Annotated in this window: 14 protein-coding genes; 7 read left to right on the top strand and 7 right to left on the bottom strand. The window is 74.1% G+C overall.

Annotation, left to right across the window (positions count from 1 at the left end; genetic code table 11):
- Window positions 1-237 precede the first annotated feature (237 nt).
- Together ACIBCT_RS39425 and ACIBCT_RS39420 are read right to left on the bottom strand one after the other, a co-directional pair.
- Complete coding sequence (locus tag ACIBCT_RS39425) at window positions 238-1,449, bottom strand: acyltransferase family protein (RefSeq protein ID WP_399197153.1); 1,212 nt, start codon at window positions 1,447-1,449, stop codon at window positions 238-240.
- Window positions 1,446-4,229: a condensation domain-containing protein gene (locus ACIBCT_RS39420; protein ID WP_399197152.1), complete on the bottom strand. Its 2,784-nt coding sequence runs from the start codon at window positions 4,227-4,229 to the stop codon at window positions 1,446-1,448. The genes ACIBCT_RS39425 and ACIBCT_RS39420 overlap by 4 nt, the downstream gene beginning before the upstream one ends.
- Window positions 4,230-4,341: 112 nt before the next feature.
- Here ACIBCT_RS39420 and ACIBCT_RS39415 point away from each other — a divergent pair, with 112 nt between their 5' ends.
- The 3 genes from ACIBCT_RS39415 (at window position 4,342) to ACIBCT_RS39405 (ending at window position 6,680) form a co-directional block, all read left to right on the top strand.
- Window positions 4,342-5,106 carry an SDR family NAD(P)-dependent oxidoreductase gene (locus tag ACIBCT_RS39415; protein ID WP_399197151.1) on the top strand — a complete coding sequence of 255 codons (765 nt, stop codon included), beginning with the start codon at window positions 4,342-4,344 and terminating at the stop codon, window positions 5,104-5,106.
- 135 nt (window positions 5,107-5,241) lie between these two features.
- Window positions 5,242-5,673, top strand: a complete 432-nt coding sequence (locus ACIBCT_RS39410; protein ID WP_399197150.1) for a VOC family protein — start codon at window positions 5,242-5,244, stop codon at window positions 5,671-5,673.
- The gene (locus ACIBCT_RS39405; protein ID WP_399197148.1) at window positions 5,670-6,680 is read left to right on the top strand and encodes a class I SAM-dependent methyltransferase; all 1,011 of its coding nucleotides are present in this window, start codon (window positions 5,670-5,672) and stop codon (window positions 6,678-6,680) included. The genes ACIBCT_RS39410 and ACIBCT_RS39405 overlap by 4 nt, the downstream gene beginning before the upstream one ends.
- Before the next feature lie 130 nt (window positions 6,681-6,810).
- Here ACIBCT_RS39405 and ACIBCT_RS39400 read toward each other — a convergent pair whose 3' ends face one another.
- The 4 genes from ACIBCT_RS39400 to ACIBCT_RS39385 all read right to left on the bottom strand — a co-directional run bounded on the left by ACIBCT_RS39400 (window position 6,811) and on the right by ACIBCT_RS39385 (window position 15,107).
- The gene (locus ACIBCT_RS39400; protein ID WP_399197147.1) at window positions 6,811-8,364 is read right to left on the bottom strand and encodes an alpha/beta fold hydrolase; all 1,554 of its coding nucleotides are present in this window, start codon (window positions 8,362-8,364) and stop codon (window positions 6,811-6,813) included.
- A gap of 359 nt (window positions 8,365-8,723) precedes the next feature.
- Window positions 8,724-12,323, bottom strand: a complete 3,600-nt coding sequence (locus ACIBCT_RS39395) for a condensation domain-containing protein (RefSeq protein ID WP_399197146.1) — start codon at window positions 12,321-12,323, stop codon at window positions 8,724-8,726.
- Complete coding sequence (locus tag ACIBCT_RS39390) at window positions 12,320-14,803, bottom strand: amino acid adenylation domain-containing protein (RefSeq protein WP_399197145.1); 2,484 nt, start codon at window positions 14,801-14,803, stop codon at window positions 12,320-12,322. The genes ACIBCT_RS39395 and ACIBCT_RS39390 overlap by 4 nt, the downstream gene beginning before the upstream one ends.
- A 55-nt stretch (window positions 14,804-14,858) precedes the next feature.
- Window positions 14,859-15,107 (bottom strand): MbtH family protein, encoded by a 249-nt coding sequence (locus tag ACIBCT_RS39385; RefSeq protein WP_399197144.1) that lies wholly within the window; start codon window positions 15,105-15,107, stop codon window positions 14,859-14,861.
- Window positions 15,108-15,222: 115 nt separating this feature from the next.
- On the opposite strand from ACIBCT_RS39385, the gene purF reads away from it, so the two are divergent.
- Genes purF through ACIBCT_RS39365 form a run of 4 tightly spaced genes read left to right on the top strand, consistent with a single transcriptional unit; the run spans window position 15,223 to window position 19,777 of the window.
- Entirely contained in the window at window positions 15,223-16,707 is a 1,485-nt protein-coding gene (purF, locus tag ACIBCT_RS39380) for an amidophosphoribosyltransferase (RefSeq protein ID WP_399197143.1), read from the top strand.
- Between the two features lie 32 nt (window positions 16,708-16,739).
- Window positions 16,740-17,441, top strand: coding sequence for a class I SAM-dependent methyltransferase (locus tag ACIBCT_RS39375; protein WP_399197142.1), 702 nt, complete (start codon window positions 16,740-16,742; stop codon window positions 17,439-17,441).
- Window positions 17,438-18,712 (top strand): DegT/DnrJ/EryC1/StrS family aminotransferase, encoded by a 1,275-nt coding sequence (locus tag ACIBCT_RS39370; protein WP_399197141.1) that lies wholly within the window; start codon window positions 17,438-17,440, stop codon window positions 18,710-18,712. The genes ACIBCT_RS39375 and ACIBCT_RS39370 overlap by 4 nt, the downstream gene beginning before the upstream one ends.
- Window positions 18,713-18,751: 39 nt before the next feature.
- Window positions 18,752-19,777, top strand: a complete 1,026-nt coding sequence (locus ACIBCT_RS39365) for a hypothetical protein (protein ID WP_399197140.1) — start codon at window positions 18,752-18,754, stop codon at window positions 19,775-19,777.
- Window positions 19,778-19,872: 95 nt separating this feature from the next.
- Here ACIBCT_RS39365 and ACIBCT_RS39360 read toward each other — a convergent pair whose 3' ends face one another.
- A complete protein-coding gene (locus ACIBCT_RS39360) occupies window positions 19,873-21,360 on the bottom strand; it encodes a cation:proton antiporter (protein ID WP_399197139.1) in 1,488 nt (495 codons plus the stop codon).
- Window positions 21,361-21,457: the final 97 nt, after the last annotated feature.

The raw sequence follows: 21,457 nt of genomic DNA, 5'->3' as shown, positions 1-21,457 counted from the left end.
AGGCCGTCGCGCTCCAGGAGCGTCCGCCAGACGGACGGCGGGGCGTGCACGACGGTGGCGTCCCCGGCGAGGGCCGCCGGGGGCCCGGCGGGGGGGGGGGGGGGGGGGGGGGGGCCCGGGGGGGGGGGGGCGGGGGGCCGGGGGCCGGGCGCGCGGGGGCCCGGGGGGGGGCGGCGGGGCCCCCCCCGCCCCCCCCCCCCCCCCCCCCCCCCCCCCCCCCCCCCCCCCCCCCGTCGGTCACATGGAGGGTTCGGCCCCCGGTGCCGGGCCGGCCGCCTTGGGCTCGCGACGCAGCAGGGCCCGCAGCCTCTTCTCGATCGGGTACTCGTACAGCCGGTACAGGCCCCAGGAGAGCAGCACGCTGACCACCAGGCCGGCCAGCGCGTACGGCAGGTGCGCCCAGGTCGGCTGCGGGAAGTCGTAGAGCGACTGCCGCCCGAACGCGTGCTTGGCCATGGGGAAGAGCACCAGGAAGTGGATGAGGTAGAAGGCGTAGGACCACTGGCCGAGCGCCACCAGCGGGCGGGAGCTCAGCACGCTGCGCCGGCCGGCCAGGTCGTTGGTCGCCGCCGCCGCGATGAGCAGCGCGAACACCACGATGCTGCCCCGGTTGGCGGCCTCGGCCAGCGCGGTCGGCCAGACGCCCGACAGCGACCAGGCCCACAGGGCCGCGAAGTAGCCGAGCGTGACGGCGGTCGCCGTGCGCAGTCCCACCGGGCAGCGCCAGCCCCGGCGCACCGCGGCGGCGATCACGATGCCCAGCACGAACTCGCTGACCCGCGAGATCGGCGAGTGGGTGGCGAAGTAGTAGAGGTCGGAGGTGAACCAGTTCTCCCCCGTGAGCTGCGGGTTGGCCAGCCAGAGCCACACGCGCACGCCGATGCTGATCGCGACGAGCGCGGCGGCGATCATCACCATCTGGCGCAGCGTGCGCCGCACGATCGGGCGTACCACGAAGGGGAAGACCGCGTAGAAGAACGCCTCGCACGACAACGACCAGGAGACGGTGTGCGGCACGGCGTCGCTCTGGAACGACGACGGGAACCAGGCCTGCACCATGAGCAGCGTCGCGACCGTCCACCACACCAGTGCGGTGCCGCCCTCGGTGGCCCACATCTGGCCGCCGACGAGCAGCGCGACCGCGGCGGCGGTGGTGATGAGCAGCGACGGCCAGATCCTGGCGAAGCGGCGCCAGTAGAACTTCGGCGCGGTGTCGTTGTCGAAGAACGTCCAGGTCAGGACGTATCCGGACAGGACAAAGAAGAACGTCACCCCGGCCGTGCCGAGGATGAACAGGTCGTTGACGTAGGGCAGGGGCAGCAGGATCGCGACGTGGCTGAAGAACACGCCGAACGCGGCGAACCATCGCAGCCCGGTCAGCGATTCCAGCCGCGTCCTCGGCGGCCCTTCGATCGTGGCCGCAGAGGACCTGGTCAGCGCCGATGTCATGACGCCGTCTCCTTTCCCGCGAGGCCGGCCTGGGCGCGGCGCTCGTCGATCAGTGCCGCCTGTTCACGGACGGTCGCGTGACGCAGCAGGTCGGGCAGCTCCACCTCGACGCCGAACGCCACCTCGTAGCGCAGGCTCAGCCGGGCCAGGGTGAGCGAGTGGCCGCCGAGGTCGAGGAATCCGTCGGAGGCGCCGATCTCCTCCACACCGAGCAGCTCGCGCCAGATGCCGGCGACCTCCTCCTCGGTGCCGCCCGCGATCGGCACGTGACCGCCCTCGTCGCCGGGCGCCTCGGGGCTGGGCAGCTCCTCGTGGGCGACGTCGCCCGCGGCGGTCCTGGGCAGGGCGTCCAGGACGGTGACGGAGGCGGGCACCTGGTACTCGGGCAGGTGGGCGGTGAGCGTCCTCGGGTCGATGTCCTGCCCGGCGACGTAGGCGGCGAGCCGCTCGTGGCGCACGTCCACGGCGGCCTCGACGACGCCGGGCCGGTCGGCCAGCGAGCGGGCCACCTCGTCGGTGTCCACCCGGAACCCGCCGACGGTGAAGATCCGGTCGAAGCGGCCGAGCAGCTCCACCGAGCCGTCGGCCAGGGTCCGGCCGCGGTCGCCGGTGGCGGTGCCGCCGATGTGGATCTCGCCGGGGACGCCGACCGCGGCGGGCCGTCCCGCGCGGTCGGTGACCTCGATCGCGACACCGGTCAGCGGTTCCCCGAGGGGCACGCCCCTGCGGGGCTCGGCGAGCGGGTCGACGCGGTGGGCCGCGGCCCAGCGCTCGCCGTACAGGGTCCAGGTGGGGACCCTGGCGGCCAGGTCCCTGGCGAGGCCCGGGGGGGTGGCGGCGTCGCACAGCGCGGTGAACGGGCGGTCCCGGGGCAGGCCGTCGCGCTCCAGGAGCGTCCGCCAGACGGACGGCGGGGCGTGCACGACGGTGGCGTCCCCGGCGAGGGCCGCCGGCCGCCCGGCGTCGCGGGCGGCGTCGGGCGGCGCGACCAGCAGGTGCGCGCCGTGCCGCAGGGCCAGCAGCGCGGCCTGGCCGAAGGCGTCCGAGGAGGGCGGGGCGAAGGTGAGCACGGTGTCGGCGGCGCCCAGGCCGATCCGCGAGGCCAGGTCCGCGATCCGCGCGGCGCCCCCGGGGACGGCCGCGGAGGGGCCGGCCTTGAGGCGGGCGTACCACCAGACCACGGGGTCGGGGCTGTCGGCCGACGGCGGTTCGGCGCCCATGCGCACGGCGGGCGCCAGGGCCTCGGCGCGCGCGTCGAGCTCGGCGTACGTCAGGGTGCCCTGCGGTGAGGTGACGGCGGGCGCGTCCGGCGCGAGCCGTACCCGCTCGGCCAGGACGGCGGCGTCCCCCTCGGCGCCGCCGTCCTGCGGGACGGGCAGGCGCGGCGCGGCGGGCAGGGGGAGGTCGATGACGGGCCGGTCGGGGTGGGTGCAGGCCTCGGTGACCAGGAGGGTGAACTGCTCGGCGATCACCTCGATCGAGGCGGGGTCGAACAGGTCGTCGTTGTAGCCCCACAGGCCCGCCATGCCGTCACCGTCGACGCTGAAGTCGACCATGAGGTCGAAGTGCGACACCTCGACGTCGGGCACGAACTCCGAGGCGCGCACGCCCGGCAGGTTCAGGAAGACGCCGTCGTTGTCGCGCACCCCGAGCCCGGCCTGGAACAGCGGCGTGTGGCTCTGCGGCCGCTGCGGGTGCAGCTCGCGGACGAGCTCCTCGAACGGCATCTCCTCGTGGTCGTGCCCCTCGACGGAGGCGTGGCGCACGCGGCGCAGCAGCTCGCGGAAGGTGGGCTCGCCGCGCAGGTCGAGGCGGAGGCAGATGATGTTGATGAAGCAGCCGACGAGCTCCTCCAGCTCGGGCCGGATGCGGCCCGCGGCGGGGACGGCGGTGACGATGTCGGCCTGGTCGGCGTAGCGCGACAGCAGCACGCCGTAGGCGGCCAGCAGCACGGTGAACGGGGTGGTGCCCTCGTCGCGCGCCACGGCGCGCACGGCCGCGACGACGTCGCCGGGCAGCCGGGAGCGGTGGAAGCGGCCCGCGCGGCTCCGGTGGGGCGGGCGGGGCCGGTCGGAGGGCAGGTCGAGCAGGCGGGGCACGCCGTCGAGGGTGCGGCGCCAGTAGTCGACCAGGCGGGAGCGCACCTGCTCGGTGCGGAGCCGCTCACGCTGCCAGACGGAGAAGTCGGTGTACTGCAGGGCCGGCTCGGGCGGGCTCGCCGACCCCGTGTAGAGGGCCTCGACCTCGCGTCCGACGATGCCGAAGGACGGGTCGTCGAAGACGATGTGGTGGAAGGTCAGCACGAGGACGTGGTCGTCGGCTCCCAGGCGGAGCAGCAGGGCCCGGTAGAGGGGCCCGTGGCGCAGGTCGAACGGCGCCAGGATGTCGTCGGCGGCCATCCGCGCGGCCTCGGCCTCGGGGTCGGGCTCGCCCGCCAGGTCGACGGAGCGCAGCACGGTGGCGGGCGCGTCGCCGACGCGCTGCACGGGCATTCCGTCGATCTCCTCGACGGTGGAGCGGAGGACCTCGTGGCGCCTGATCACCTCGCACAGCGCCCGGTCGAGGGCTCCGGCGTCAAGGGGCCCGCGCAGGCGCAACGTGGCGGGCACGTGGTAGAACCCGAATCCCGGGTTGAACTTCTCGCCGAACCAGATGCGCTCCTGGGTGGAGGAGACCGGTACCCCCGAGCCGGGAACGTCGTGTCGCGGGATGCGGTCCCGCTCCCGCCGGCGGCGGGCGATCAGGTCGTGCACATTGTCCGCGCTCTTGGAAATCGTCATCGTCTTTTCCTCACGTCTGTGGGGTGCAGCGTGAATGCATAATTTTGCGTCAGGATATGTCCGAATAAGCGAAGGCATTTGCCCTCTATTGCGCGAAGGCGGCGAAACAGATATGGAGCTGCGAGGTGTGACGGCGCTGGTCTCCGGGGCCGGCGGAGGGCTGGGCGCGGCGACCGCGCGCGAGCTGGCGGAGGCCGGGGCGCACGTGGTCGTGGCCGACCTCGACGCCCGTACGGGCGAGAAGGTGGCCGCCGAGACGGGCGGCACGTTCGTGGAGACCGACGTGACCCGGGCGGAGTCCGTGGAGCACGCCGTGCGGGTCGCCGCGGAGGTCGCCGGACCGCTGCGCGTGGCGGTGAGCTGCGCGGGGATCGCGCCCGCCGCCCGCACGGTCGGCCTGGACGGCAGCCCGCACGACCTGGAGACCTTCGAGCGCGCACTGGCCGTCAACGTGGTCGGCACGTTCAACGTGATGCGCCTGGCCGCCGCCGCGATGGCCGCGACCGAGCCGCTGGAGGACGGCGAGCGGGGCGTGGTCGTCAACACCTCCTCGGCCGCCGCCGACGACGGCCAGGCCGGTCAGGTCGCCTACGCCGCCTCCAAGGGCGCGGTCGCGGCGCTGACCCTGCCGGCCGCCCGCGACCTCGCCTCGATCGGCGTGCGGGTGTGCGCGCTCTCGCCCGGCCTGTTCGACACCCCGCTGTTCGCGGCCATCCCGCCGGAGTTCCGCCGCCCGCTGGTGCGGCAGATCGTCTTTCCGCCCCGCCTCGGGGCGCCCGGCGAGTTCGCGCGAGCCGTCCGCGCCGTGTGCGAGCTGGGCTATCTCAACGCGGCGGTCGTCCGGCTGGACGGCGGCCTCCGCCTGCCGAGAACGTGAAAGAACCGCGGAACGTTTGAGGGCGGAGGATCCGAGCAGAACACCGGATCCATGAACGCCCGGGCATCTCGCCGGCGGGATGCGAGGTAGCGTTCCCGTACGTTTCCAAGGTCACCGATCGAGGGAGAGGAAGAAATGCTCACCCCACCCGACGGAATGCCGAGAATCACCCCGGTCCTGTTCTACGCCGACCTCGACAAGGCCATCGAATGGCTCATCGAGGCGTACGGATTCGAGAAGCGCAAGGTGCTGAACGACGACGACGGGAACATCGTGCACGCCGAGCTGTCGTTCGGCGAGGGCGTCGTGCAGCTCGCCGGGACCGGCGACGGCCGCAAGCACGAGCCGCAGGGCGAGGGCGAGCTGCGCCAGAGCCTGTACGTGTTCGTCGACGACGTGGACGAGCACTACGAGCGCGCCAAGGCGGCCGGAGCGGTGATCCGCGACAAGCCCGACACGCGCTTCTACGGGGACCGCAACTACACCACCGAGGACATCGAGGGTCACCACTGGGTCTTCGCGCGCCGGGTGGAGGAGATCCCGTACGAAGAGATCGACACGCCGTGAGCGCCGTCGAGCAGGTCAGGGAGCTGTACGAGCGCTACCCCTGCCCCTCGCTGACCGTCGGCGACGACCTGATCCTCGACCTGGCGCTCGGCATCGGCATGGTCGTCAAGGACAAGACCCTGGCGGGCAGGCGGGTGCTGGACGCCGGGTGCGGCACCGGCCACCAGCTGCTCGGCCTCGCCTCGCAGTACCCGCAGGCGAGCTTCACCGGGATGGACCTGTCGCGGTCGTCGCTCGGCGTGGCCGCGGAGCTGCGCGACCGCAACCGGCTGACCAACGTGGAGCTGGTGCAGGGCGCCATCGGCGGCGACGGGTTCGAGGGCCCCTACGACCTGATCGTGATGACCGGGGTGCTGCACTGCCTCGACGACCCCCGCGCCGGCCTGGCCTGGCTGGCCGAACGGCTGGCACCCGGCGGGCTGATGTACCTGTGGCTGTTCCACAGTTTCGGCGAGCACCAGCGGCTGATCGACCGCGAGCTGGTGCGGCTGCTGTCGGGCGGCGACACCGGCGAGGAGGGCCTGTCGGTGGTGCACCGGCTGGGCTTCGGCCGGTCGGCGGGCCGCTACGGCACGCACTCGTCGGCCACCGGGGACCCGCGCGACCAGGACGTGCTGGACGCCGACGCCTACCTGCACCCGGTCATGCGCACCCACCGCTTCGGTGACGCGGCCCGGCTGTTCGAGGGCCTCGACGGGATCGGCTGGGTCGCGCTGAACGGCGTCAACTGGGACGGGGGCGGCAAGATCCTGGACCTGGGCCGCCGCCACCCCTCCTCCCCGGTGTTCCTGTCGGACGCCGACCTGTTCGACGACGAGGAGCTGCTGGCGCGCTACGCCGCGCTGCCCGTCGCCGAGCGGGCCGCGGTGATGGAACTGCGGCTGGCGCCGACCGGCTTCACCGTCGTGGCCGGGACCCCGGACGCGGAAGGGCTGTGCGAGCCCAGGATCGCGGGCAACGTCCTGCTGCGGAACGGTACGGCCGCGCCCGGCGGGACCGGCGGCTGACCGGCGCGCGTCCGGGCCGGGCCCGTGCGGGCCGGCCCGGACACACCCGGCCGGACCGTGATCCCCTCCGGCCCCGATCCCCCGGTCGGGCGCACCGGGCGGCGGGAGCGGCAGGCGGGGACAGCAGGGGTCAGCAGGCGGTGTCGGTGGCCGGCAGCTCACCGGTGGTGAGGTAGTGCGTGACCGTGGCGTCGAGGCAGGCGTTCCCGTAGTGCGGGAACGGGGCGTGGGTGTGGGCGTCGATCGTGACCAGGCGTGACCCGCGGATGCGCGCGGCCACGGCCCTGCTCACGGACGGCGGCACCGCCACGTCCCGCAGGGCCGCGACGACCAGGGCGGCCGGCGCGCGGTTGCCGTCGAGCCGCACCGGTCCCTCCTTGGCGCGCGGCCAGAACGCGCAGGGGTTGATGTTGGCGTTGACCGGGCCGAACAGCGGGTGGCGCTCCCGCTGGGAGGCGATGTCGCGCAGGTAGACGCGCGGGTCGCGCGGCCAGGGGGCGTCGGCGCAGCGGTAGGCGAGGTTGGTGGCGGTGTAGTGGCCGGCGGGCACGCCGGGCACGCCCTCGGGCAGCGGGGGGCGGACGGGGAACGGCAGGAACGGCTCCCGTCCGGCCTCGACGGCGGCGAAGACCGCGGCGACGACGCCGAAGGCGCGCTCGTCGTAGATCCCGGCCACCAGCAGGGCACCCAGCTCGCCGACGGTCCAGGCGTGACCGCCGACGACGATGGGCGCCCGGGTGGCCCGGTCGAGGATCCCGGTGAGCGTGGCGTGCACCTGCGCGGTGGTCTCCCCCAGACCGTATTCGGAGTGCCGCCCGGCGGCCCAGGCGGCGAGGGCCACCGTTCCCTCCTCGAACGCGGGGGTGCGGCCCATCTCGTAGGGCCGCCAGATCGTGTCGGCGTTCACCGGGCTGTCCAGCACGAACCGGTCCACTCGGTGCGGGAACAGCGTGCCGTAGACGGTGCCGAGCAGTCCCGCGTACGAGCCGCCCAGGTAGGAGATCTTCTCCTCGCCGAGGGCCGCGCGGACGAGATCCATGTCGCGGGCGGCGTTCGCGGTGGTGGCGTGCGGCAGGGCCCAGCCGGAGGCCCGTACGCAGTCCTCGGCGTACCGCCGGGCCTCGGCGGCCTCGGCGGGGAAGCGTCCGGGGGCCGCGGGACGCACCCAGAACCCGCCGGGCTCCTCCCCCGGCTGCCCGCAGCCGATGGGCGTGCTGCGCTCGACGAATCGCATGTCGAACCCGACCAGGTCGTACCGGGCGCGGACCTCGGCGGACAGTGCCGGGGCGAGGCTCACGGGCAGCGGGACGCCCGGCCCGCCGGGTCCGCCGCCGGTGGTGAGCAGAACGCCCCGGCGTCCCGCCGGGTCGGTGGCGGGCAGCCGGGAGACGACGACGGAGATGGTACGGCCGCGCGGGCGGCGGTGGTCGAGGGGGACGGTGACCCGTGCGCATCGCAGGTCCGGCGCGCTCACCCCGGCGCACGCCTCCCACCGCAGTCCCTTGCCCCCGGTGGCGGTACCTGGCGCGGCGACCGCGGGGGCGGCCAGGGCCGCGGCGGCGACCGGTGCGAGCGCGGCGGCCGTCACGGCACGGACGAGGCGTCCGGACCGGCCCCGCCCGCGGTCCGGGCCGGCCCGGACCGCGCTCGTGCCGTCCGGGGAGTCGCCCGTGGTGTCCGTCATGTCGTCACTCTCCGTCCTTCGCGCGTGCACGTCCGCCGGTCGCGGCCCCTCCCACCGCGGCGCCCGCGACGCGGGCATCGCCGGCAAGGCGAGGAGAACTCTCCGTACGGCCACGGGTCTCCCCGCGTGAAGGGTGGTTCGCGAGCGGCCCGGGGAGGCCGGGCCCTGACGATCACCTGGCGCGCGGGCCGTGTCAAGACGGCCGCGACCGTCCGATCATGTCGGCCTGGTCAGGCGGATCGCCACCCATGATCGTTTTCATGGTTTTTCACGGCTCGCGCGGGCGGCGCCCACGGCCGCGGTGAGCGGCCGGCGGGACGGCCTCCCCGTACGGGGAGGCCGTCCCGTCACGGCGCCGGTCAGGCGAGCAGCTCCGAGAGCCTGGCGTCCGGGTCGGCCACCGCGCGGGTGAGCAGCGCGGCCACCCGGGCGAGGCGGTCCTCGGCCTCCTTGCGGTCCCACAGCTCGATCGCGTACTCCAGGTCGAGCACGACCTGCTCCCCGGCCATGCCGGCGTACATCTCCAGCTCGTAGCGGTTGGCCCTGGTGTGCACGTAGTCGAACCCGACCTCGCACCCGGCCAGGTCCGGGACCGCGGGCCCGTCGCCCGCCCAGTCGGAGGTCACCTGGAACAGCGGCATCCTGCGCGGGTCGGGGTGGATCCTCAGTGCCCGCACCACCTCGTTGAACGGGGTGCTCTGGTGCGCGTACGCCTCCAGCACGGTCCTGCGCACCCGCCCGGTCAGCTCGGCGAAGGACGGGTCGCCACCGCAGTCCAGGCGCAGCGCCACCATGTTGACGAAGCAGCCGACCACGCCCTCCAGACCGGGCAGCGGCCGGTTGTCCACGGTGGTGCCGATGACCACGTCGTGCTGGCCGCTCCACTGCGCCAGCATCGCCGCGAACGCCGCCGTCACCAGCATGTAGGGGGTGGCCCTGCTCTGCCGTGCCAGCGCGAGCAGCCGCCGCGACTCGGCGGGCGGCAGGCGGTGGGCGATCATCTCGGTGTCGCGGCTCTCGCGACGCCCCTCCCGCGTCCTGGGCAGGACCAGCTCGGGCGCGCCGCGCAGCCGCTCCCGCCAGAACCGTTCCGACGCCGCGGCCTCCGGACCGCCGAGCCAGGCCTGCTCCCAGGCCACGTAGTCGGCGAAGCGCAGGTGCGGCGCGGCGGGCGCGGCCTCCCGGTCGGAGTACAGGCGGCCCAGCTCGCCCACGAGCAGGCCGATCGACACGCCGTCGGTGACCAGGTGGTGCTGGACGAGGGCGAGGACGTGGTCGTCGTCGCCGAGCCGGTAGAGGGTGGCGCGCACCAGCGGCGCGACGGACAGGTCGAAGCCGGCGTCGGCGTCGCGCGCTGCGCGGCGGGCCGCCTCCTGCGCGCGGTCGTCCTCGGGCAGGCCGGTGAGGTCCTCGACGGGAAGCTCGACGCGTACGCCGGGGTCGAAGCGCAGCACCGGCACGTCGCCCACGAGCGCCACGCGGGCGCGGAGGTTGTCGTGCCGGGCGACCAGGGCGTCGAACGCGCCGCGCAGGGCGTCCACGTCGAGCGGGCCGCGCACCCGGTAGGTGACGGCGGCGATGAAGTCCCGGGCGTCACCGCCCGCGAGCTGCTCGTTGATCCAGATCTGCAGCTGCGCGGTGGACAGCGCGCAGGTGACCGGATCCCCGTCCCTGCCGCTCTCCTCCCTGCCGCTCTCCTCCCTGCCGCTCTCATCCCTGCCGCTCTCATCCCTGCCGTCGACGGCGTCGCTGCCGGCGTGCGCCCTGCCGCCCTCCCCGTCCCGCCGGGCCCGTCCGGCCTCCCCGGAGACGCGGGCGTGCCCGGCGGCGGCGAGGGTGTGCTCCAGCGCGGGATGCTTGGCGGCCATGTAGTCGGCCAGGTCGGCGGGCGTGCAGTGTTCGAACAGGGCCATCAGCGGGACGCGCACGGCGAGCACGGAGGCGATCTCGCGCACCAGCCGGGCCGCCAGCATCGAGTGGCCGCCCAGGGCGAAGAAGTCGTCGTCCGGCTCCACCTCGTCGAGGTTCATGACGCGCGCCCAGATGACGCAGAGCGCCGCCTCCAGGGCGGGCAGCTCGGCCCGCTCCTCGCGCTCCCCCGCGTCGGGCAGCAGGGCGGTCTCGACCCGCCCGTCCTCGCCGCGCGGGATCCGGTCCACCGGTACGACGACCGCGGGCACCATGTACTGCGGCAGCCGCTCGGCCAGGGTGGCGCGCAGCGCCTCGGGCCGCGGCTCGTCGGCGACGGCGTAGGCGACCAGCTCGCGCCCGGCGCCGCCCTCGACCGCCACGACGGCGGCGTCGCGTACGGCCGGATGGGCGCGCAGGACCTCCTCGACGTCCTCCAGCTGCACCTGGAAGGAGCCGAGGCCGACGAGCCGGTCCTCGCGCCCGCGCTCGACCACCCGCCCGTCGGGCCTGCGGGTGGCCAGGCGGCCGGTCGGGCCCGCGGTCCCGGCGTGGCGGACCAGCTGGCCGACGGCACCGGCGGGAAGCACGTTGCCGTCGTGGTCGACCACGGTCACGTCGCCCTGGGTGAGGGTGGCCAGTTCCTCCGGGGAGATCATCGGGATCTCCGCCAGGGTCAGGGAGGGGTCGTCGGCGACCGCCCGCAGCACCCGGTCGTAGTGGCGCATCACGCGGGCGATCGTGGCCTCGTCGAACAGGGCGTCGTCGTACTCGACGAAGAAGTCGACCCGGTCGCCGCGCCGCACGGCCTCCACCGCGACGTCGAACCGGGACCGGCCGCGCGTCACCTCGGCCTCGGTGGCGGGCACGCCGCCGATGGAGCGCTCGGCCGCACCGGCGTCCCACATGGTGAAGACGACCTGCACCAGAGGGGTGTGCCCGGCGTCGCGCTCGGGCTGCAGGAACTCCACGAGCTTCTCGAACGGCACGTACTGGTGGTCGAAGGCGTCGAAGGCCGCCTCGCTGGCCGCGTCGGCCAGCTCGGTGAAGGGAAGGTCGCCCGCGGGGCGCAGCCGTACGGGCACGATGTTGGCGAAGAAGCCGAGGGCGCGGTCGAACTCGCGCCCGGGACGGCCGGGCGCGCCGGTGCCCAGCACCATGTCGCCGCGGCCGGTGTAGCGGTAGAGGGTCGCGGCGAAGGCCGCCAGCAGCACGGTGAAGAGGGTGCCGCCGACCCGCTCGGCGACCTCGCCGAGCGGGCCGGTCAGCTCGGGCGCGAGCGGGAAGCGCTCGCGCCTGCCGACGCTGCTCCGCCGCCTCGGCCGGGGCCGGTCGGCGGGCAGTTCCAATATGGTGGGCGCGCCGTCGAGGGCCTCGCGCCAGTGGTCGACGTCGGCGGCCAGGCGCCCGCCGGCGAACTGGGCGCGCTGCCAGCGGGCGAAGTCGCCGTACTGGGCGGGTGGCTCGCCCAGCGGGTCGCCGCGTGAGCCCTCCCCCGCGCCACCCGTCGTGTCACCTGTTGCGTCACCTGTTGCGTCACTCGCCGCGTCGCCGCGCGCAAGCCCCGGTGGACCGGCGGGCTCGCTCCGGTAGGCGACGTCCAGCTCCTCCAGCAGCAGGTTCATCGAGAACCCGTCGCTGATGATGTGGTGCACGCCCAGGACGAGCGCCTGCCGGCCGGAGCCCAGCGTGACGAGCGAGACGCGCAGCAGCGGGCCCGCGGCCAGGTCGTAGGGGGCCTCGGCGACCTCACGGGCGTACTCCGTCAGCGCCTGCTCGCCGCCGACGGAGGCCTCCCGCAGCACCGGCCCCTCCTCCCGGACCGCCTGGACCGGGTCGGTGCCCTGGTAGACGAAGGTGGTGCGCAGCACGTCGTGCCGCGCCACCACCCGTTCCAGTGCCCGCGCGAGCCTGCCGGCGTCGAGCGTCCCGTCCAGCACCAGCACCTTCAGCTCGTTGTACGAGCCGTTGCCCGGGTCGTCCTGCTCGACGAACCAGAGCTGCTCCTGCAGGTAGGACAGCGGGGCCGTGCGCACGGGCAGGCCGGTCACGACGACGCCTCCGTCCTCCTGGCGATCACCCAGAGGAAGCGCGACTCCCCCAGCGGTGTGCGCTGCGCCACGACCTCGTCGCGCTCGGGGACCAGGCCCGCCTCGCGCAGCAGGCGCAGGTTCTCCTCGGTGGGGAAGCCGGAGAAGAACATGGTCGAGCCGAACCACTCCTCCACCGCGCCGGGGATGTCCTCGGTCATCAGCGTGGCCAGCAGCAGGCCGCCCGGCTTCAGCCAGCGGGCGATGCCGCCCAGCAGCGCGGGCAGTTCCTCGCGTGGCAGGTGGGTGAGGGTGTAGATGGACACCACGGCGTCGAAGGAGGCCTCGGGGAACTCCGCCTCGGCCATGTCGGCCTGGACGAGCGTCGCGCCGGGCAGGGTCTTCTCGGCGAGCTTGAGCTGCTCGGCGGAGATGTCGACGGCGGTGAGGGCGTGCGCCTCGGCCACCAGGCGCGACGACTCGTGGCCGCCTCCGACGCCCAGTTCCAGCACGGAGGCGCCCCGCTCGGGGAGCATCCCCAGCAGGGTGTTCGTCCACGTCATGCGGGGGGCGTCGGAGAACTCCGACTGGAAGGAGGCGTAGCGGCCGGCGATGTCGTCCCAGCCCTCGCGGACGATGTCCTTGATGTCGGAGCGGACCTCGGAGTCGACGGCGTCCGCGACCCCGGCGACGGTGGGCCGGTCGAAGAAGTCGGCGACCGGCACCTCGATGCCGAAGGTGGTGCGCACCCGGCCGAGGAGCTGGATGACCTGGATGCTGGTGCCGCCCAGCTCGAAGAAGTGGTCGTGCGGGCCGATGGAGTCCACCCCCAGCAGCGGGCGCACGATCTCCTCGGCGACCCTGCGCCTGGTCGGCGTCCACTCGGCCCCGTCGGCCCCCTCGGTCGTGCCGGGATCGGCCTGGCCCGGGGTGCCGGTCGTCGTCCCGGCGCGTTCCGTCCTGACCTCGGCCAGGGCGTCGCGGTCGACCTTCCCGGCCGGGGTGAGCGGGATCTCGGGGACGGGGACGAACTCGTTGGGCACCAGCGGGGCCGTCAGCCACCGGGCCGCGGTCTCGCGCAGCTCGGTCACCGAGGGCGGCTCGTCGGCGGTGGGCACGACGTAGGCGATCAGGCGGGCGTCGCCGTCGTCGCGCGCCTCCGTCTCGACCATCGCGTGCGCGATCTCGGGATGCCGGCAGAGGGTCGACTCGATCTCCTCCAGCTCGACGCGGACGCCGCGGACCTTGACCTGCCGGTCGGCCCGCCCGACGAAGACCAGCTCGCCCTCGGGCGTCCAGCGCACCAGGTCGCCGGTGCGGTAGAGCCGCTCGCCGGGCGTGGCGGCGAAGGGGTCGGGCACGAAGGAGAGCGCGCTCGTGCCGGGCCGGGCCAGGTAGCCGCGCCCGAGCCCGGGGCCGCCGACGTAGAGCTCGCCGACCGTGCCGATCGGGACGGGACGCATCGCCTCGTCCAGCGCGTACGCCCGGTGGTTGGGCATCGCGCGGCCGATGGGCGGCGAGGTCTCCCAGGTGCCCTCGCAGTCGTGGGTGATGACGCCGACGGTGGTCTCGGTGGGCCCGTAGCTGTTGACGAACCTGCGCCCGGAGGCCCAGCGGGTGGTGAACTCCCCCGAGTAGCTCTCGCCGCCGACGGCGACTACCCGCAGGTCGGGGAAGTCCCCGGGCTCCAGCAGCCGCAGCATGCCCGGGGTGCCCATGTAGACGGAGATCCGCCGCTCGCGCAGCAGGTCGCGGAAGCGCTCGGACGAGGTGCGGGTCTCGGTGGAGGCGACGTGCAGGGAGGCTCCCGACAGCAGCGCCCCGAAGGCGTCGAAGGTGGAGACGTCAAAGGCGATCGAGGAGAACTGCACGAAGCGGTCGCGCGGCGAGAGCCCGTACAGGTGCTGGGCGCCGCGGACGAACGCGGTGACCGCGCGGTGCTCGATGAGGACGCCCTTGGGCGCCCCGGTGCTGCCGGAGGTGTACATGACGTAGGCGAGGTTGGCCGGGTGCAGCGGCACCCCGGGGTCGCTCTCGTCGCCTCCCGGGTGGCGGTCGACGTTGACCACGGACCACGGGCCCGGCGGCACGTCGGCCTCGGTGGTGGAGTCGGCCAGCACCACCGAGGTGCCGGAGTCGCGCAGGATCGCCTCCAGCCGCTCGGGCGGGTTGCCCTCGTCGACCGGGACGTACGCGCCGCCCGCGGCGAGCGTGCCGAACATGGACACGATCATGCTCGCCGAACGGCGCTGGTAGATGGCGCAGCGGTCCTCGCGGCGCAGGCCGAGGCCGAGCAGGTGCCCGGCCAGGCGGTTGGCCGCGCGGCGGACCTCGTCGTAGGTGAGGGTCGTGCCCTCCTCGTCCGTCAGCGCCGTGGCAGCGGGCGACCTGGCGACCTGGGCGGCGAACCGTTCGACGACGGTCGCCGGCTCGTGGGCCAGCTCGGTGCGGTTCCACTCCTCGACGACCAGGCGCGCGTCGTGCTCCTGGATCGTGTCCATCGGCTCCTCCTTAAAGGGCCCGTTCTCCGGGACCGTTCGTCGGTGCTCTGGCGGGTCAGGACCGCTCGCCGTCCGCGCCGTCCATCCACCGGCGCAGGCTCAAAGGACGCATGTCCGTCCAGACCTCCTCGATGTGGGCCAGGCACTCCTCGCGGGTGCCACTGTGGCCGACGCTCCGCCAGCCCTCGGGAATGTCACGATCGGCCCACCAGATGGAGTACTGCTCCTCGTGATTGCACACCACCGTGTACTCGGCGGCCTCGGCGGCCCTGGTGGCCTCGGCGGACCCCGTGGACGTGGTCATCGGAATCTCCTTCGCTTCATTCGTCATTCACGTGTCGCCCTACGAACAATGCCATGGTCGAGCAGAAGCCATTTAACGTACTTTTCGCGGAATGTTAGGGTTTTGAAGGGGAGCTATGTGTGGAATTACCGGCGTATCCGTTCTCGATGGAGCCGCCGCACGGGCGGCGTTCGACGGGCTCGTCACCCTGCAGCACCGCGGCCAGGAGTCGTGGGGGGTCGCGGTGGCCGGGCCGGGGGGCGTGCGGGTCCGGCGGGCGCTCGGGTTCGCCTCCCGCTCGGACTGCGGTGACCTCCCCGGCCGGCCCGCGGGGGGTGTGGCCGTCGCCCACACCCGCTACTCCACCACCGGCGCCACGCTGCTGGAGAACTCCCAGCCCTTCGTCCACGAGGCGGAGCACATCGCGCTGGCCCACAACGGCGACCTCACCAACGCCGCCGCGCTGCGCGTCCTGCTCGGCCGCGAGGGGTACGCGTTCCGGTCGACCAGCGACTCCGAGGTCATCCTCGCCCTGCTCGCCGGCGCGGGCCCCCGCGAGGACGGGATCGCAGCCGCGGAGGGGACCGGGGGCGTCGGGACCGGGGCGCCCGGGTCGTCCGGCCGGGTCGTGGCCGCGGTGACGCGGGCCGTGCGGGTGCTGCGGGGCGGGTACGCGGTGGTCTGCGCCGCGGGCGACCGCCTGCTCGCCTTCCGGGACCCGCACGGCCTGCGCCCGCTGGTGGCGGGGTTCGCCCCGGGCAGGGCCGCGGTCGCCTCGGAGACCTGCGCGCTCGACGCGCTCGGCTGCTCCGAGCAGCGGGAGGTGGAGCCCGGCGAGCTGCTGATCCTGCGCGACGGCCGCCTGGAGGGGGCCTACCGCGTGTCCGAGCCGGCCCCGCGCGCCTCCTGCGTGTTCGAGCACCTCTACCTGACCAGGCAGGACTCCCGGATCGGCGGGGTGCGGACCGGCGCGACGCGGGTGGCGTTCGGGGAGCGGCTGGCGACGGAGTCGCCCGTGGACGCCGACCTGGTCGTGGCCGTCCCCGCCTCGGGCGTGCCGGCCGCCCGGGGGTACGCCCGCGCGGCCGGGCTGCCGCTGGCCGGGACGCTGGTCCGCAACGAGCAGGTGGGCAGGACGTTCATCGAGCCCGACCGGGGACGGCGCGAGCGCAAGCTGCGGAACAAGTTCTCCATCGGCTCGCCGGTGGACGGGGCCCGGGTCGTCGTGGTGGACGACTCGATCGTGCGCGGGTCCACCATGCGGCGCATCGTCACCCTGCTGCGCGAGTCCGGGGCGAGCGAGGTGCACGTGCGCATCGCCGCCCCGCCGCTGGTCGCGCCCTGCCACTACGGGGTGGACATCGTCGACACGGGCGAGCTGGTGGCGGCCGGGCGCGAGGTGGAGGAGGTGTGCCGGATCATCGGCGCGACGAGCCTGGCGCACCTGTCGGTGGCGGGCATGCGGCAGACGGTCGGGAGCGTCGCGGGCGAGGGCCTGTGCGAGGGGTGCATCACCGGCGAGTACCCGACCCCGGTGGACGGGGCGCGCGACAAGTTGCGGCTCGTACCCGCACAGGCCCCGCGGCACGCGACGCCTCCGGGCGCCCTGCACCCCCGTTGACGGTGATCAGAGCCGCGCCTAGCCTCCGCCAGATGAGACCACTGACAGGATCCGACCGCTACGACGACGACGGCGGATGCGACGCCAGGTACACCAGGACCGCCTGCCTGTGGGGCCGCAGGCCCGACCGGATCTCCGACGCGCTGGGGGACGCGCTCGGCCTGCCCGGGGCGCCCGACGACGTCGGCCCGCCACCGGGACCACCCGGCCCGGACGCGCCGGCCGTGCTCGACCTGGGGTGCGGCGAGGGACGCAACGCGGTACGGCTCGCCCAGCGGGGCGCGCGGGTGCTGGCCATGGACATGTCGGCCGCCGCGCTGGAGAACGGCGCGCGCGCCTGGGGCGACGCCGGCGGGATCGAGTGGCGCCGGGGCGACGCGCGCGCCACCCCCCTCGATCCCGCCTCGTTCGACGGGGTGCTGGTGTGCAGCGTCCTGCACTGGCTCCAGGACGAGGAACAGGTCGCCGACGTCATCGCCAGGGTGCAGGCCGCGACCAGGCCCGGAGGGGTCAACGCGCTGCTGATGTTCAACCGCGGCCACGCCTACCGGCCTCCCGCCGGCGAGATGCGCATGCCGGTCCTGCTGGGCCACGACTGGTACCTCGCCCGGTACGCCGGGTGGACCGTGCTGGAGGCCACCGACACCGACTCCACCCACACCCACAAGGGCCACGAGGAGCCGCACACCCACGCGGTGACCAGGCTGCTGGCCCGCAAGGAGGCGAGCACATGAGGCCGCTGGCGAACGGGCACCCGGTGAGCCCGCCCGCGGGCCGTCCGGGAGCCGCGGAACCGGCGCACCCCCTGGAGTGGCCGGTCTACGACGACGGCGTGGCGGCCCGGGTCACCGAGCTGATCACGCGGGGACGCACGTTCGACTACGACTACGGCTCCGAGCTGGCCGAGCTGGAACGGTCGTTCGCCGAGCGGCACGGCCGCGCCCACGCGCTGGCGCTCACCTCGGGGACCGCGGGGCTGCTGGCCGCCTACTTCGCGCTGGGCGTCGGACCCGGCGACGAGGTGATCGTCCCGGACCTCACGTTCTTCAGCACGGCCTCGCCGCTGTTCCTGCTGGGCGCGGTGCCGGTGCTGTGCGACGCGGGCGACGCCAGCGGCAACGTGGACCCCGCCGCGGTGGAGGCGCTGGTCGGCCCGCGCACGGTCGCGATCGCCGTCACCCACCTGTGGGGCCACAGCTGCGACATGGACGCGCTGCGCGCGGTGGCGTCCCGGCACGGGCTGGCCCTGGTCGAGGACTGCTCGCACGCCCACGGCTCCACCTTCCGCTCCCGGCCCGTCGGCTCCATGGGCGACATCGCGGTCTTCAGCGTGGGCGGCAGGAAGCTGGTCTCCGGAGGCATGGGCGGCATGCTGCTGACCGACTCCGAGGACGTCTTCGCCCGCGCCTGCCTGCTGACGAACTTCCGCCACCGCACCGACCTGACCATCGACGCGGCCCGCTACGAGCCGTTCCTGCTGACCGGCCTCGGCGGCAACTTCCGCATCTCCACGCCCGGCGCCGTGCTGGCCCAGAGCCATCTCGACCGCCTGGACGAGCTGGTGGAGCGCAGGGTGACCAACATGTCGGCCCTGTCGGCGGGACTCGGCAGGCTGCCGGGCGTGCGCCCCTCCCCCGTCGCCGAGGGCGTCACGATGGGCGCGTGGTACGACGGTGTCGTCGAGGTGACGCCGGAGTGCCCGTTCAGCCGGGACGAGCTGGTGGCGGCCGGGCAGGCGCGCGGCCTGAAGGTGCGCGCGCCGGCCACCAGGCCGCTGCACGTCTTCCCGCTCTTCCAGGGCACCGCGCCGGACTGGTCGCCACAGGTCGCCGCCGCGGTCCGGGCGGCGGCCGCGGTGAACGACCGCCCGTTCCCGCGGTCGGCGGAATTGTTCGCCCGCTGGATGAAATTGCCGGTGAACTTTCTCTGGGAGGAGAACTCGCCGCTGGTGGGCGCGTATCTGGACGCGTTCGACGACGCATTCTCGATGGCACGTACCGCGTAACGTCGTTTCTGTTTCCAGCGTCGATTCCGGAGTAATCCCATGAGCCGACAAGCGTTTCCCGTCGTCCACGCCGTCGCCCCCGTCAGCCTGGAGAGCTGGTTCGGTCACTTCGTCGAACTCGGACCGCAGGACCGGATCGTCTTCACCGGTGAGGACGCCCGCGTGGACATGGCCCCGCTGCTCGACGCGATCGGCGGGGCCCCGCGGGCGAGCGTGATCTTCCATTCCAGTCACACGACGCTCGGCCGCGACCAGCTGCTGGCGTTCCGGCTGCGCGAGCTGGGCCACCACGCCGAGTGCCAGTCGCGGCTGTGCGCCTCGCTGGGCAGCGACAAGATCCTGATGAAGGAGTTCTTCGACCGCTACCGCCTGGTCTCCCCGCCCTGGGCGCGGGCCGGCGAGACGCCGCCGGAGCCGTACCCGGGTGCCCGGGTGGTGGTCAAGGACCGGCACGGCACGCAGAGCGTCGGCACCCGGCTGGCCCGCGCGGGCGAGTGCCGGCTGGCCCCCAACGAGCTGGGCGAGCTGTACGTCGACGGCGTCGAGTACTCGGTGCTGGTCTACCGCGACGAGCACGGCACGGCGACGTTCCCCCCGGTGTGGAAGGGGCCGACCAGCCCCGAGCTGGTGCCGCCCTGGCGGCGGCTGCGGCTGTGCCCCGATCCGGGGCTCGGCGGCACGTGGGAGCGCAAGCTGCGGGCCGTCGGCAAGCGGCTGGCCGACCTGGCCGAGGCGCACGGGTACCTGGAGGTGGAGTTCCTGCTGACCCGGCACGGCGAGGTGCAGCTGCTGGAGATCAACCCCCGGATCTCGGGCACCATGCGGCTGGCCGCGATGGCCACCCGGCTGCCGATCTTCTCCCTGCACGCCCGGCCCGAGCTGCGCGACCACCTGCGGGCCGTCCGCTTCAGCGGCGAGGTGCCCTACGCCGGCGCCCCGATCACCGACGCCGACGCCGAGGTCTTCGCCACGTCCCGGCTCACCGTCGCCGGGGAGAGTCCCGAGGCGGTCCGCGCCAAGCTGCGCGAGCTGGGCGCGGAGCCAGCACTGCCCCGCGCCTCCTGAGGCCGGTCTGGGCGGCGGGGTGCGTCCCGTCGCTCAGGCGGGCCACGCCACCGGACGGGCCGCGCACTCAGGCGAGCATCATCGAGCGGGCACCGTCAGGCGGGCCGCACCATCTTCGCCTCCCCGGTGTCCACGGGCCCCGCGTCCCCCGCGCTCCCCCCGGGCCCTCCCCCGGGCGCCTCGCCGTCGCGCCGCGCGTCCCACCGGTCCAGCAGCCCCAGCAGGGGCGCGGTCGCGGCCGTGGAGACCAGCGCGACGATCACGAGCATCGTGAACAGCGCCTGGGTGATGATGCCGAGGCTCAGCCCGATGCTCAGGATCACCAGCTCGGTCACCCCCCGGCAGTTCATCAGCACCCCGAGCCGCAGGGCCTCCCGCCCCGGCACGCCCATCGGCCTGGCGATGACCAGCACGCCGCCGACCTTGCCCGCCACGGCGACCACCAGGATCAGCAGGCACCAGCTCCACATCGTCAGGTCCCGGCTCAGCAGCCCGATCTGGGTGTTGAGCCCGACGAAGGCGAAGAACGGCGGCAGCAGGAAGGACGTGGTGAAGTCCTGCGTGCGCTCGCGGACCCGCCGCAGCCGCACGTCCCCGTCGCGGGGGAAGAGCGCGCCGAACAGGAACGCCCCGAAGATCAGGTGGATGCCGATCAGCTCGGTCAGCAGGCCGGAGACGAGCAGGCCCACGATGACGATGGGCAGCGTCGCCTCCTGGGAGAGGCCCCGGCGCAGCAGCCGGGCCAGCAGCGGCCGTACCACCCCGGCCATGACGGCGGCGAAGGCGACGGTGAGGCCGAACGTGCGCAGCGCCTCGGCGGGCGAGGAGCCCTTGGCCATGGTCACCGCCACGGCCAGCAGCAGCCAGGCGGTCACGTCGGCGATGGCGGCGCAGGTGACGGTCAGCGCCCCGGTCGGGGTGTGGAAGAGGTCGCGCTCCAGCAGGATCCTGGCGAGCACGGGGAAGGCCGTGACGCTCAGCGCGGCCCCGATGAACAACGCGAAGACCGGGAAGCCGACCGGAGCGGTCGCCAGCGGCACGTAGATCAGCAGTGCCAGCGCGACCCCGAGCGCGAACGGGATCGCCACGCTCGCCTGCCCGCACAGCACCGCGATCCGGCCCCGCCCGCGCAGCAGGTCCCCGCGCAGCTCCATCCCGACCAGGAACATGAAGAAGGCCAGCCCGAACTGGGCCAGCAGGTTCAGGTACGGCATGACGGCGCTGGGGAAGAGCATGGCGTGCGCCCCGGGCCAGACCGCGCCGAGCAGCGACGGCCCGAGCACGATGCCCGCGGCCATCTCCCCGATCACCCGGGGCTGGCCGAGCCTGCGGAACACCGCGCCGCCCAGATGGGCCATCGCGACGACCACGGTGATGGACAGCAGCAGCAGGGGCGTGGCCGGGACCTGCTCCGGCCGTCCCGCCTTCACCGAGGGGACGGGGACCGGGCCGGTGGCCGTGCCCGGGTCGAGGCCCAGCATCAGAAGCGCCAGCGCGGCGGGCAGCACGACCGCGAATCCGTACGCGGTCAGGGTGCGGCGCAGTGTGCGCGCTCCCACCGCCCGGAAGCTGCGATTAGTCATGGACCGATTCCATTCCGTAGGACTGAATAGCGGGGACGGCGCATATCACAGGACAAAAAATTTGCCAATACTGATCGGCGAATCAGCTGATCAACGG

The organism is Streptosporangium sp. NPDC050855 (genome assembly GCF_044456585.1).
Classification (GTDB): Bacteria; Actinomycetota; Actinomycetes; order Streptosporangiales; family Streptosporangiaceae; genus Streptosporangium; species Streptosporangium longisporum.
The sequence above is the reverse complement of the archived record's forward strand: the minus strand, read 5'-3'. Positions and strand labels throughout refer to the sequence as shown.

What these genes read in the sequence shown, in the direction of transcription:
- ACIBCT_RS39425 (WP_399197153.1), bottom strand. Translation starts at nt 1,449, where the DNA reads ATGACATCGGCGCTGACCAGGTCCTCTGCGGCCACGATCGAAGGGCCG.
- ACIBCT_RS39420 (WP_399197152.1), bottom strand. Translation starts at nt 4,229, where the DNA reads ATGACGATTTCCAAGAGCGCGGACAATGTGCACGACCTGATCGCCCGC.
- ACIBCT_RS39415 (WP_399197151.1), top strand. Translation starts at nt 4,342, where the DNA reads ATGGAGCTGCGAGGTGTGACGGCGCTGGTCTCCGGGGCCGGCGGAGGG.
- ACIBCT_RS39410 (WP_399197150.1), top strand. Translation starts at nt 5,242, where the DNA reads ATGCTCACCCCACCCGACGGAATGCCGAGAATCACCCCGGTCCTGTTC.
- ACIBCT_RS39400 (WP_399197147.1), bottom strand. Translation starts at nt 8,364, where the DNA reads ATGACGGACACCACGGGCGACTCCCCGGACGGCACGAGCGCGGTCCGG.
- ACIBCT_RS39390 (WP_399197145.1), bottom strand. Translation starts at nt 14,803, where the DNA reads ATGGACACGATCCAGGAGCACGACGCGCGCCTGGTCGTCGAGGAGTGG.
- ACIBCT_RS39385 (WP_399197144.1), bottom strand. Translation starts at nt 15,107, where the DNA reads ATGACCACGTCCACGGGGTCCGCCGAGGCCACCAGGGCCGCCGAGGCC.
- purF (WP_399197143.1), top strand. Translation starts at nt 15,223, where the DNA reads ATGTGTGGAATTACCGGCGTATCCGTTCTCGATGGAGCCGCCGCACGG.
- ACIBCT_RS39375 (WP_399197142.1), top strand. Translation starts at nt 16,740, where the DNA reads ATGAGACCACTGACAGGATCCGACCGCTACGACGACGACGGCGGATGC.
- ACIBCT_RS39370 (WP_399197141.1), top strand. Translation starts at nt 17,438, where the DNA reads ATGAGGCCGCTGGCGAACGGGCACCCGGTGAGCCCGCCCGCGGGCCGT.
- ACIBCT_RS39365 (WP_399197140.1), top strand. Translation starts at nt 18,752, where the DNA reads ATGAGCCGACAAGCGTTTCCCGTCGTCCACGCCGTCGCCCCCGTCAGC.
- ACIBCT_RS39360 (WP_399197139.1), bottom strand. Translation starts at nt 21,360, where the DNA reads ATGACTAATCGCAGCTTCCGGGCGGTGGGAGCGCGCACACTGCGCCGC.